This is a genomic window from Lysinibacillus sp. FW301-JW8, from assembly GCF_058788755.1.
This window is the reverse complement of sequence record NZ_JBYTBB010000014.1, coordinates 1944-15345: the sequence shown is the minus strand read 5'-3', so window position 1 is coordinate 15345 and position 13402 is coordinate 1944. Positions and strand designations below refer to the sequence as shown.

Genomic DNA, 13402 nt, shown 5'->3' with positions numbered 1-13402 from the left:
CATTCCAATTTACTCTTATTTTTATCTAGTTAACTAGCTTCTATATATTTACTGTTTTAATCGAGCTAATAAGTATAAGAAGTATGGTGCTCCTAAAACAGCAACAACTATCCCTGCTGGTATTTCAGAAGGTTCAAGTAAGGATCGGCCAATCGTATCTGCCATTAGTACAAGTAAACCGCCAACTAATGCTGAGGCAGGAAGTAAAATTTGATATTTTGCCCCTACAAGTTGTCTTGCTAAATGTGGCGCAATTAACCCAACAAAGCCAATTCCTCCGCTGACTGAAACACTTGCTCCTGCTAAACCGACAGATGCCGCTAATAGCCAGCGACGTTCCTTTTCAATCGAAGCACCTAAACCAACAGCGGTTAATTCACCTAAATTCAAGACATTTAATACACGTGACTTTGTATAAACAAAAGGAAGCAATACAACGAGCCAAGGCAATAATGATAAAACAAACTTCCAATTCGAGCCCCAAATACTACCTGCAAGCCAAGTTGCCACAAATTGATAATTTTCAGGTGAAAGGCGAAGCGTCAGTACAATCATTGCTGAACTAATACCTGCTGCTACAGCAATCCCTGTAAGAAGTAAGCGCATCGGTGTGATTCCTTCATGACGTTTATAAGAAAGTGCATAGATAAGAATTGCCGTCATACCTGATCCAACAAAGGCTAATACTGGAAGCAGGAAAACGGGGGCTGCTGCCGTTGCCGGAAAGAAGGAAATAAATAACATTACAGCAAGTCCGGCACCAGCATTGATACCAAGAATACCAGGGTCTGCCAAAGCATTCCTTGAAATTCCTTGTAAGATAGCTCCTGAGATCGCTAACCCCATTCCCACTAACACAGCAATGACAATACGTGGAAGTCTAAATTCAAATAAAATAAGCTGCTGCTGTGCATCACCCTGACCAAATAGAGTACGTAGAACCTCCATAGGTGTTAGTTTAATGACCCCTGTATTCATACTGATAATAAAAGTAATAATAATTAATATAGTTAAGATGCTTAAAACGAAAAGATTTTTTTTCCTTGTCTTTTGTTGACTAGCGGTTAAATAACTATTATGATTCAAAGTTCTTTTCCTCCTTTACGTGCTAAGTATAGGAAGAACGGTACACCAATAAAGGCAATTAATGCTCCAATAGGCGACTCATATGGAGGATTGATGATACGGGCAATAAAATCAGCCAGCACAACAAGTAGTGCACCATATACTACTGAACAGGAAATAATCCAACGATAATCATGTCCTACTATGTATCTTGTTAAATGCGGAACAATTAATCCTACAAAGCCAACTGCACCGACAACAGAAACAGCCGCACCCGCTAAAACAAGCACGATAATCATACCCCATACTTTAATGACTCCTGTACGCTGTCCCAAGCCAATTGCAATTTCCTCTCCTAAACTTAATAACGTAATTGAACGTGACAGAATAAGTGCACCAATCATAGCTACAAGTATCCAGGGACCCATGATTTGCAGATGACTCCACTTAGTCCCTGAAACACCACCTGCATACCAAAAGGCTAAATCTTGTCCAATACGAAAATAAAGCGCAATTCCTTCTCCTAATGCTCCTAAGAGTGCACTTACTGCTGCCCCTGCAAGTACTAGTCTCATTGGTGTTAAGCCACCTTTTGCAATGGAACCGACTCCATAAACAATAGCTACCCCTAATCCGGCACCTAAAAATGACCACATAATGATATACATATATGATAAGCCTGGAAAAAATGCAAAGCAGACTGCAAGCATAAATGCTGCACCAGCGTTTAATCCTAACAAGCCTGAATCTGCTAATGGATTGCGTGTCATTCCTTGCATAATAGCCCCAGAAACTGCAAAACATGCACCTACTAATGCAGCCCCTAATACTCGTGGCAAACGTATTTCATGAATAATTTGATGTTCAGTTAAATCAGATGAAAAATTAAAAACTGCCTTCCATACAGTACTTAGCGAAATATCTGCCGCTCCAAAAGATATTGATAAAGCTATTGCAAATACTAGTCCCACAAGACCTAAAACAAGCGCCACTACAGCACGTATTGGATGAGAACGTTTTTGCAGCGCCTCTAATTTTTCGAGTCCTTCTACTCCTTCAGCTGACGTAGCCATGTGTTTCCTCCTTAAAGATCAATTACGCCCCAGCGTAATTGCGTCCGGATTTTTTCGAGCTCACTCGAAAAGCTCCTCTTCAAAATCCGTTGACATCCGCCTGGGGCTTTATCTTGATTCAGCAGGGTTTGTACGCCCGCTAAATAGAAAAAAACAAAACCGCATTCATCTCGCCACCTATAGAGGTGGGAGTATTCTGCTGAATCAAGATAAATCCTACTATTCCTTCCTGCTGGAATTCTAAAAACTGAATACTACTCATCTCTTCCATATAGTTGGTAAGACAGACAAATAGGATTTTCACTAAAAGGACAAGTAGCCATTTCTGCATCAATACTAAATACTTTTTGTAGATTTTCTTTAGTCATGACTTCATCAGGACTTCCATTTACAATTAATTGTCCATTTCTCATCGCTATCATAAAATGAGAAAAACGGGATGCATGGTTTAAATCATGTAATACCATCACAATTGTACGTCCCTCTTCTCTATTCAGCTTTTGTAATAGCAGCAGAATATCTAGTTGATGTGCTAAATCTAAATAAGTAGTTGGCTCATCCAATACAAGGATATCAGTCCCTTGTGCCAATGCCATGGCAATCCAAACACGTTGACGCTGTCCTCCAGACAAGGCTTCAATTGGACGATCACTAAATTCACGTAAACCAGTAACATCTATTGCCCAATGAATATATTCATAATCCTCTTTGCGTAGAGTGCCAAAACCTGTTTGATGTGGGAAACGACCATAGGATACTAATTCAAAAACAGTTAAACCTCCTGGTGCTGTTGCAGTTTGAGGCAAAATTGCCATCCTTTTCGCAACTTCCTTAGTTTTTAACTGATGAATTGCCTTCCCGTCCAAATAAACTGCGCCGTTTTGTGTTCTGAGCATACGTGCTACAGCCTTTAATAAAGTAGATTTCCCACATCCATTTGGACCTATAATTGTTGAAATTTGCCCTTTTGGAATTTCTACACTTAAATCATCTACAATTAAAGTAGAAGAATAACCAATAGCAACGTGTTCTATTTCAAGGACTGCCATATCAAATTTCTCTCCTTTAAGTTTTAAGGTTTTAAATTCTAAACATACTGTTTTTTCATGATTAAACATAAATATTGAAGAAATGATAGATAAGTCATTTCTTCAATATGAATCTTATATTTGTAAACCGAATTGTGCTGTATACAGTCCATAGTATGCTTTTTTGCTATTCATCAATTCATCGTGTGTACCTTCTTCAATAATGCCCTTCTTCGACACAACGACGATACGATCGGCATCCTTAATGGTTGCTAAACGATGGGCAATCACTAGGGTTGTACGCCCAACTGATAGCTCGTTTAATGCTTGTTGAATCGCTTGCTCTGTTTCTGTATCTAAGGCTGATGTTGCCTCGTCCAAAATCAATATTTTAGGATTTTTTAGGAAGATCCGGGCAATTGATAATCTTTGCTTCTGTCCACCAGATAATTTCACACCGCGCTCACCTATCAATGTATCCATTCCTTCTGGTAAGGCTTTGATAACATCTTCTAGTTGTGCTCGTCGTGCTGCATACCATATGTCTTCTTCACTTGCATTTAAATCACCATAAGCAATGTTCTCGCTTATTGTGCCATCAAATAAAAATACATCCTGCTGTACAATCCCAATGTGAGAGCGTAGTGAGTGAAGCTTGAAATCTCTTATATCTGTTCCATCAACTTTAATAGACCCTTCACTCACCTCGTAAAAACGTGGTAGCAGACTACAGATTGTTGATTTGCCAGCGCCTGATGGACCAACAAGTGCAACCGTTTCACCAGGATGAACCTTTAAATTAATTTGGTTTAAAGCTCTCTTGTCCTCTGTATAGCCAAAAGATACATTGTTAAATGTAATTTCTCCTTCAATGTCCTTAATTGCCTTCGCTTGTGGACGATCAGCAATTTCCGGATCTGTTTCAAGAAAATCAATATATCGCTTAAAGCCTGCCATGCCTTTAGGATAGCTTTCAATAAACATATTAATTTTATTAATAGGGCCTAAAAGAATACCAGATAACAATATGAATGCTATAAATTCACCATTTGTTAAATTGCCATTTAACACAAAATACGCGCCTATGAACAAAGTGAATAATGATAAAACCTTTGTTAAAATTCCTGAGATTGCTTCATTCCAGGCCATTACTTTATAAGAAAATAACTTCGTCATACGGAATCTTTCATTATTCACCTTAAAGCGATTAATTTCATGCTCTTCATTTGTGAAGGCTTGTACAACACGAATGCCACTAACATTATTTTCAACACGTGCATTAAAATCAGCAATATCTCCAAACATTTGACGAAATGCCTTTGACATAAGCTTTCCAAAAACAATAGTTAAGATTAAAATAATTGGCACAAGCAAGAATATAAGAATAGTAAAGGTCGGATCTATATAAAACATAACGCCAAACGTCCCAATTATTGTCATAATAGCAATGAATATATCTTCTGGTCCGTGATGGGCTAGCTCCCCGATATCCATTAAATCATTTGTTAGTCGTGAAACGAGATGCCCTGTTTTATTGTTATCAAAATATCGGAATGACAGCTTCTGTACATGACTGAAAGCTTCCCTTCGCATATCCGTTTCAATATTAATGCCTAGCATATGTCCCCAATAAGAAACAATAAAATGCAGAATAGAATTTAAAATATAGAGCCCAAACAGCAAAGAACTTGCCATAATAATCCACTTTAATTCTCCATCAGGAAGAATATCATCGATTACCTTGTTTAGCACTATTGGAAAGGCTAACTCTATGAGTGCTACCAAAATTGCGCAGGAAAAATCTAGTATAAATAATCCCTTGTATGGTTTGTAATAAGAAAAGAAACGTTGTAATAACATGGATGCATCCTCCTATTTTTAATGTCCGCAAGCTACCAAAGGATCATTAAGTAAAGATAATTGTAACTCAAACGATAATGATTATCAATTTCATTTATAATAAAATCTAGTAAATAAGCTACCTGATTAAAACAGGTAGCCCACCTCCCTAATTTTTTGTCATCAAATTATTCCGCATAAATGGTATATAAAATTTCTAACTATCAGTAGAACCCCAATAATTATTTTGCTAGTGTAAACTTCATAATTTTGTCAGCTATATCTTCAGCTTGATGTAATCCAGAAAGTGGATCAGAGGCAAAATAATATTCTGATGCTAACTGAATTGTTTGCCTATTCTTTACAACATCTAGATCGGTCCAAGTTGATGGAAACTTTCCTTCTTTATTGAAGAAATTTATCACAAAAACATAATCCCCAACATAGTCTCCCACAACTTCATAGGAGATTTCATAACGTCCACGACTAGGGTCTTTAGTATCGAAAAGATTTTGTACCTTTTCCTGAGGTTTTACTCCAAGAATTTGATATAATGCCCTTCCGCCAGACACACTTTTATTTCCCACAACTGTGGCTTTCTTTGCGAATAAATCAAATATAGTAAACGTGGATTCTTCTGATACAACAGCATTTATTTTTTCTTGTGCCTTAGTTATCCGATTCTCGAAATTTTTGATAAAGGCATCTGCTTCTTGCTGTCTTCCTAAATATTCACCCATTGCCTTAATTTCATCAGCAGCCGTTTTATGGGCTGTCTCAGAAAATACTATAGTTGGTGCAATTTTTTCATACTTTCCTACATCTTCTGAATTCCACGTAACGATTAAATCAGGCTTTATTTCAACTATCTTTTCAATCGAAACATTACCATCTGTTCCAATATTTAAAATATCTTCATCTTTGTAATATGGTTTCAAAAATGCTGCAAAATCTAAATTTGCTGTTACAGCTCCTACTGGCACAACATCTAACGCTAGAATTTGACCAAGGTACCAGTCTGTAACAATACGTTCAGCCTTCACTGGTATGACTACCTCACGCCCACTATCATCTATGACTGTTCTTGTCATCGCTTTTTTTATTGAAAGTCTGCTGGTCTGGTGTATACTATCCTTCTCACCACATGCCGAAAATAAAACGAATAATTTAAGCAAAAATGGCAGCTTTAGTTGTTGGATTCTATTTGTTATCATTACTTCATTTTTGAACCGATTTGCTTGCGCTAGCTGATTCTCATTGTATTGAAAACTGTTCTCAATTGTAATGGTGATTTCGGACATATTGGATGGATAATTCAGCCTATAATTACTTGGAGCCATGTTTGTCACCTTTTTAAAAGCTCGACTAAAATAATATTCATCCTCAAATCCTAATGAAATAGCGATTTCTTTAATACTAAATTGATTGGTAAGAAGATACTTTTTTGCTTGCTCTATTCTCAATTGCTGTAAATAAACTTGAGGACCAACTTCAAAACGGGCCTTAAAAATTCGTAATAAATGCCGTGTACTAATGTTAAGTAAATCAGCTAGCTTTTGAATTGATAATGGTTCATTAATATGTTGCTCAATATATAGACGAGCTGCTTCCGCTTTATCAATTTCGTGTGGCTTCCCATATCCCTCAACAAGCTCTTGAAAAACACGATAAATGAGCCCATAAAAGGAAGCCTTTACTGATAGATGCTCTTGAATAGAACCCGACTGCCATTTGATATACATATCTTGCAGTACAGTATGAATAGCGATAGGATTTGCTGGTACACAGGTAAGAATCGTTTGGAATGGTTGGTATTTCATCTGTAAATGCTGCATAAATGTATCTGAGTAAACTATATCCCCTCTATAGTAGATGAGATAATAACTCAATTTATCTGCCGTGATATGTAGGGATTGGGATTTTCCTATATGAAAAATAGTAAAGCTCTGTACAAAATAAGGTTGATCATCAATCAAAATTTCTGCAGCACCCTCAGTAATTATTAATAATGTGCTATATTTCAATACTTTTGTTGTTCGTACAGAAGTATTCTGTACATAATCAATTTGCTTTAGCTTGATATATGCATTTTGCCATAGAAGCATATAGGCCTCATAATTCATATCTTTCTCCTCAAATTTAGAATTATATGCTATCATTATATTGATAACGATTATCAATTTCAATACATATATCATATATAAAAAATACACATTTCTTATTATTTGTTTGCAAAAAAAAAATCACCATCAACTATTTCTAGTTAATGATGATTTGTATAACTAACAATCTATGAAGGATGACCAACAGGTTGCAGTTTCTCTTTATAGTAACCCTTTACCTTTAGTAGCCTTTTTCATATCTTCATTTAATTTTTCAAAGAATTCTTCATTTGATTTGGTTGTTCGTAATTTCTTTAAGAAGCGCTCTGCAAAATCAGGAGCGTCTGAGAATGTTTTACGAATTGCCCATAGCTTTTCAAGCTGTTCAGGCGCAAGAAGAAGCTCTTCTTTTCGAGTACCTGAACGACGTATATCCAGCGCAGGGAAAATTCGTCGCTCTGCTAATTGACGATCTAGATGAAGCTCTAAATTACCTGTCCCTTTAAATTCCTCGTAGATTACCTCATCCATTCGAGATCCAGTATCTACTAAAGCTGTTGCTAAAATTGTTAAGCTACCGCCTTCTTCAATGTTACGTGCAGAACCAAAGAAGCGTTTTGGTCTATGGAAGGCAGCAGGATCAATTCCCCCTGATAATGTTCGACCACTTGGCGGAATGACTAAGTTATAAGCTCGTGCTAAACGAGTAATGGAGTCCATTAAAATAATAACATCACGCTTATGTTCAACTAAACGACGTGCTCGTTCTAATACTATTTCAGCAACTTTCACATGATTTTCAGGAACCTCATCAAAAGTAGAGCTTACGACATCTGCATTCACAGAACGTTCAATATCTGTAACTTCCTCAGGACGCTCATCGATAAGTAAAACAATTAACTCAGCTTCTGGATAATTGGTTGTAATGGCATTGGCTATTTCTTTTAATAATGATGTTTTCCCTGCTTTTGGTGGTGCGACGATTAATCCACGCTGACCAAAGCCTACAGGTGCCACTAAATCCATAATACGCGTCGATAAATTACGTTGTGTTGTCTCAAGTTTAATTTGTCGATCGGGATATAATGGTGTGAGTGCAGGGAAATGCACACGTTCTTTTGCTACTTCAGGATCTTCACCATTCACCGCATCCACTTGTAATAGCCCGTAATAGCGTTCATTTTCTTTTGGAGGACGTACCTTACCCGACACCTTGTCCCCATTACGTAGGTCAAAGCGACGAATTTGTGATGCCGAAATATAAATATCCTCTTTACTTGGAGAGTAATTAATTGGTCGAAGGAAGCCAAAGCCTTCTTGCGAAACAATTTCAAGTACGCCTTCCATAAAGAAGTAGCCCTCTTGCTCTGAACGCGTTTTCAAAATAGCAAATATTAATTCTTTTTTCGTTAGCTTGCTATAATATGAAATTTTGTATTGGCGTGCAAGGGCGTAAAGCTCTTTTAACGTCATGTTTTCTAATTGAGCGATTGTCAATGCAGACATATGCACAACTCCAGTCTTTTTCAAAATATAATACTTTAATGGGGTTATCATGGAAGTTATTTTTACGAAAGGCTTTGTTATAAAGTTAAATTTTCCATAGCTATCAGCGTTCTTTTACTAAAATCAAAACTACGGATATTACTTCAAGTGCAAGACACTGAAGTATAACATAGCCTTATGAAACTAAGGGATGGTTTAAATTTAGAAGAAGGTACCTAGCGCAAAAGATGCACTAGGTATATTTTAGAAGATAATTTTATTTATAGCTAGGTTTTTTATCAAGTGCGTGACGACCTTCTACAAAACGCACAGTTCCTGATTTAGCTCGCATAACAACTGAATGCGTTAAAGCATAGGCTCCTTTATACTGAACACCCTTTAACAGCTCACAATCTGTTACTGCTGTTGCCGCAAAAATAGCATCGTCACCTTTAACTAGGTCATCTAAGTATAGCACTTTATCTACGTCAACACCCATATGTTTGCAACGCTCTAACTGTTCTTCGTCTTCTGGTACTAGCTTCGCTTGGAAGTCTCCACCTAGACATTTTAATGCAACAGCTGCAATAACACCCTCAGGGGCACCGCCTGTACCAAACATGATATCAATACCTGTCTCATCAAAAGCAGTATTAATTGCAGCCCCTACATCACCATCTTGAATAAATTTAATACGTGCACCCGCTTCTCGAATCTCGTCTACTATTGCTTGGTGGCGAGGTCGATCTAAAAGAGTAGCAACCACGTCTGAAATATCTTTATTTTTAGCTTTAGCTACTTGTAATAAATTATAAGTAACAGAAGCGTTAATATCAACTTTACCAGCTGATTCTGGTCCTACGGCAATTTTCTCCATATACATATCAGGTGCATTTAACAAATTACCTTTATCAGCAATGGCTAGTACTGTCATAGCACCATTTGTACCTTTAGCCACAATATTTGTACCTTCTAATGGATCAACCGCAATATCTACTTGAGGACCTCCATTACGTAAGCCAAGTTCCTCACCAATATAAAGCATTGGCGCTTCGTCCATTTCGCCTTCGCCTATTACTACTGTAGCATGCATTGGAATTGTATCGAACATGGCGCGCATCGCAGTCGTTGCTGCATCATCTGCCTCAATTTTCAAACCGCGACCCATCCATTTCCCGGATGCTATTGCTGCTGCCTCTGTTACTCGCACTACTTCCATCGATAAACTACGTTCCATGATTGTTTTGCCTCCCGTTATCGGCATAAATCTTTCGCCGAAACATTCAAATTATCTCTATTGTAACATATTTGGTTTAAAACTTTTAGCTCTCATTATTCCTTTGCCTCTGCTACACGTGCTACGATTGTTTCACGTCGAATATCAGCGCCTAAATCACGTAATTTTTCAATAAGTGAGCTATAACCACGTTCAATATGATAGATCTCTTGAATTTCTGTTTCACCTTCAGCTAAAAGACCCGCTAATACGAGCGCAGCACCTGCACGAAGATCTGTGGCAGTTACAGTTGAGCCATGTAATCTACTAGGACCTGTGATAATAGCTGTATTGCCCTCTACACGGGCATTGGCATTCATACGACGAAGTTCATCAATATGCTTAAATCGAGCTGTATAGATTGTATCTGTTACCTTTGAGGAGCCGAATGTCTGAGACATTAAAACAGCAAGTGGCTGCTGAATATCTGTTGGAAATCCGGGATACACTAATGTTTTTACATCAACTGCATGTAACGTATTGAGGTCAGTTTTAGGAACAAAGATACTTTCCTCTCCAATGTCAATCTTGACACCCATTTCACGTAGCTTGGCAATGATTGCCTCTAAATGCAATGGAATCACGTTGTCGATAGTAATGCCCTCACCAACAGCCGCGGCCATAATCATAAAAGTAGCCGCTTCAATTCGATCTGGAATAATTGTATGTTCCGTACCATGAAGCTCCTCAACACCATCAATCCGAATAACACTTGTACCTGCACCTTTAATATTGGCACCCATATTCGTTAGCAGTGTCGCCACATCAATTATCTCAGGTTCTTTAGCTGCATTTTCAATAACTGTACGCCCTTTTGCAAGGACAGCAGCCAACATAATATTTATCGTTGCACCTACACTTGCAACATCTAGATATATTTTTGCACCAACTAATTCATCTGCACGTAAATAGATAGCTCCATGCTCATTTGTAATCCTTGCTCCTAATGCCTCAAAGCCTTTTATATGTTGGTCTATTGGGCGTGGTCCTAAGAAGCAACCACCAGGTAAACCAATGACAGCTTTTTTAAAGCGTCCAAGCATAGCTCCCATCAGGTAATAAGAAGCACGAAGCTTTTTTACATTGCCATTTGGTAATGGAAGGGCAATCATATCAGTTGGATCAATGGTCATTTTACCATCCTCAAATGTAACTTCCCCACCAATTTCCTCTAATAAAGCCTTCAATGTCCATGCATCTGAAATTTCTGGTATCCCTCCAATTGTCACTGGAGAGTTCGCCAAAATTGATGCTGGAATTAAGGCGACTGCACTATTTTTTGCACCACTAACTTTAATTGTACCCTTTAGACGATTTTCGCCTGTAATTTTATAAACATCCATTTTGCGTTCTCCCTCATGATTGGAAAGTAATTTTTGCGATTGGCTCACTCTATAATCTTATTATTCGCCTTTTCTCTTATTCCAATCCGCTAAAAATCCTTCAATTCCTTTTTCCGTTAATGGATGGTGAAAAAGTTGCTTTAATACTTTATAAGGAGTAGTGGAAATATGTGCACCTGCAAGTGCTGCTGCTGTGACATGCTGAGGATGACGAACAGATGCAGCAATGATTTGCGTTTCGATATTATGAATAGTGAAAATATCAGCAATTGTTTCGATTAGTTCTACACCATTTTGTCCAATATCATCAAGGCGGCCAATGAATGGTGATACATATGTAGCACCTGCGCGAGCAGCCATTAATGCTTGATTTGCACTAAAAATTAATGTTACGTTCGTTTTAATACCTTTGTCAGCAAAATAGCGACATGCTTCTAATCCAGCAGGTGTCATCGGAAGCTTAACTGTAATATTTGGGGCAATAGCAGCCAATTCTAAGCCTTCTTTGATCATACCTTCTGCATCTAGCGCAATGACCTCCCCACTTACCGAGCCATCTACAAGCTCTGCAATTTCACGAAGTCGATCATGGAAAGAAACATTCTCTTCTTTAGCCACTAATGATGGATTTGTTGTAACTCCAGATAAAATCCCCCATGCATGTGCTTCTTTAATCTCTTCAAAGTTTGCTGTATCGATGAAAAATTTCATAATTATTTCCTCCTGATCACTGTTTAGGCTCGACATCAAAATGTAGTGATTTCTATAGTGTCTATTGTCATCGCGAGCCATATAATTGAATTTTTACCAAAAAACCATGATTTCAAAAACAAGAGAAGGTCGATAGTTGCATCAACACTTCTCTTATATTATGTGTATTTATCTATGTTTTTGTAACATATTAGATGCAAAAATTATGCTTTTTGTGCACTGCCAAATTCACGAATTTTCCCAATAACAGTTGCTTTAATCGCTTCACGAGCTGGCCCAAGGAATTTACGAGGGTCATAAACAACTTTATCGTTATCAAGAATTTCGCGGATTACTTTTGTTGCAGAAATTTGATTTTCAGTATTGACGTTAATTTTTGCTGTACCTAATGAAATGGAGCGTTGAATATCTTTTGTAGGGATACCTGTACCACCATGTAAAACTAATGGAAGATCAGCTAGCTTAGAGATTTCCTCCATTTCCTTGAAGCCTAAGTTTGGTTCACCTTTGTAAGGACCATGTACTGAACCAAGTGCTGGTGCTAGACAATCGATATCTGTTAACTCAACCATTTTACGGCATTCCTCTGGATCAGCATACATGATTCCGCCGATGACACCATCCTCATCACCACCTACTGTTCCAAGCTCAGCTTCAACAGAAACACCTTTTGAATGTGCATATTCAACCACTTTTGATGTAATCTCAATATTTTCTTCAAATGGATGATGTGAAGCATCAATCATAACCGAAGTGAATCCAGCATCAATAGCTTCCTTACACTTTTCAAAGCTTGAACCATGATCAAGGTGGATTGCTACTGGAACTGTTGTACCGTAAGATTCCATTAATCCCTTTACCATGTGTACAACGGAGATAAATCCACCCATATATTTACCTGCGCCTTCAGAAACACCTAGAATAACTGGAGATTTTTCTTCTTCTGCTGCTTGTAAAATTGCTTGAGTCCACTCAAGGTTGTTAATGTTGAATTGACCAACCGCATAACCTTCTGCTTTTGCTTTAATTAACATCTCTTTCATAGATACTAATGCCATACTAAAAATCCTCCTCTTAGGACTATTCTTTCTACATAAATATGCTATTTAATCATAGCAAAAACAAAGTAACCTGAAAAGCATTTCAGGTTACTTTGTTTTCTGCACGAAAGCGAAGCGACAGTGACACCGTAGTGTAGTGCAACGCAACGTAGGTTCTTTCCCCTGAAAAGCAGGGGCTGTTATTTTCTACGCGATAGCGCAGTGCAACGTAGCGACAGCGTCTGTTTTCTGCACGAAAGCGGAGTGCAACGTAGCGGCAGTGCCACCGCAGTGCAGTGCAACGTAACGAAGGTTCTCTCCCCTGTATAGCAGGGGCTGTTATTTTCTGCACGAAAGCGCAGGGCAACGTAGCGGCAGTGCCACCGCAGTGCAGTGCAACGTAACGAAGGTTCTCTCCCCTGTATAGCAGGGGCTGTTAT

10 protein-coding genes are annotated in these 13402 nt (G+C 38.0%); all 10 read right to left on the bottom strand.

Translation table 11 applies throughout. The annotated features are described in order from the left end of the window. Positions 1 to 48 precede the first annotated feature (48 nt). A complete protein-coding gene (locus tag AC3WOM_RS07930; RefSeq protein ID WP_427539885.1) occupies positions 49 to 1086 on the bottom strand; it encodes a FecCD family ABC transporter permease in 1038 nt (345 codons plus the stop codon). After that, on the bottom strand, positions 1083 to 2138 hold the full coding sequence (locus AC3WOM_RS07925; RefSeq protein WP_492446036.1) for a FecCD family ABC transporter permease: 1056 nt from the start codon (positions 2136 to 2138) through the stop codon (positions 1083 to 1085). Before AC3WOM_RS07925 ends, AC3WOM_RS07930 begins: the two co-directional genes overlap by 4 nt. Positions 2139 to 2392: 254 nt before the next feature. After that, complete coding sequence (locus AC3WOM_RS07920; protein ID WP_427539879.1) at positions 2393 to 3187, bottom strand: ABC transporter ATP-binding protein; 795 nt, start codon at positions 3185 to 3187, stop codon at positions 2393 to 2395. Positions 3188 to 3301: 114 nt separating this feature from the next. After that, positions 3302 to 5026 carry an ABC transporter ATP-binding protein gene (locus AC3WOM_RS07915; protein ID WP_427539876.1) on the bottom strand — a complete coding sequence of 575 codons (1725 nt, stop codon included), beginning with the start codon at positions 5024 to 5026 and terminating at the stop codon, positions 3302 to 3304. A 221-nt stretch (positions 5027 to 5247) separates the two neighbouring features. Then, on the bottom strand, positions 5248 to 7128 hold the full coding sequence (locus AC3WOM_RS07910) for an AraC family transcriptional regulator (protein WP_427539873.1): 1881 nt from the start codon (positions 7126 to 7128) through the stop codon (positions 5248 to 5250). A 201-nt stretch (positions 7129 to 7329) separates the two neighbouring features. After that, on the bottom strand, positions 7330 to 8613 hold the full coding sequence (rho, locus tag AC3WOM_RS07905; protein WP_492446033.1) for a transcription termination factor Rho: 1284 nt from the start codon (positions 8611 to 8613) through the stop codon (positions 7330 to 7332). 256 nt (positions 8614 to 8869) lie between these two features. Continuing rightward, entirely contained in the window at positions 8870 to 9829 is a 960-nt protein-coding gene (glpX, locus tag AC3WOM_RS07900; protein WP_427539868.1) for a class II fructose-bisphosphatase, read from the bottom strand. 95 nt (positions 9830 to 9924) lie between these two features. Continuing rightward, positions 9925 to 11211, bottom strand: a complete 1287-nt coding sequence (murA, locus tag AC3WOM_RS07895) for a UDP-N-acetylglucosamine 1-carboxyvinyltransferase (protein WP_427539865.1) — start codon at positions 11209 to 11211, stop codon at positions 9925 to 9927. Between the two features lie 60 nt (positions 11212 to 11271). Beyond that, complete coding sequence (gene fsa / locus AC3WOM_RS07890; RefSeq protein ID WP_427539862.1) at positions 11272 to 11922, bottom strand: fructose-6-phosphate aldolase; 651 nt, start codon at positions 11920 to 11922, stop codon at positions 11272 to 11274. 203 nt (positions 11923 to 12125) lie between these two features. After that, the gene (locus AC3WOM_RS07885; protein ID WP_427539859.1) at positions 12126 to 12980 is read right to left on the bottom strand and encodes a class II fructose-bisphosphate aldolase; all 855 of its coding nucleotides are present in this window, start codon (positions 12978 to 12980) and stop codon (positions 12126 to 12128) included. Between the last annotated feature and the right edge of the window lie 422 nt (positions 12981 to 13402).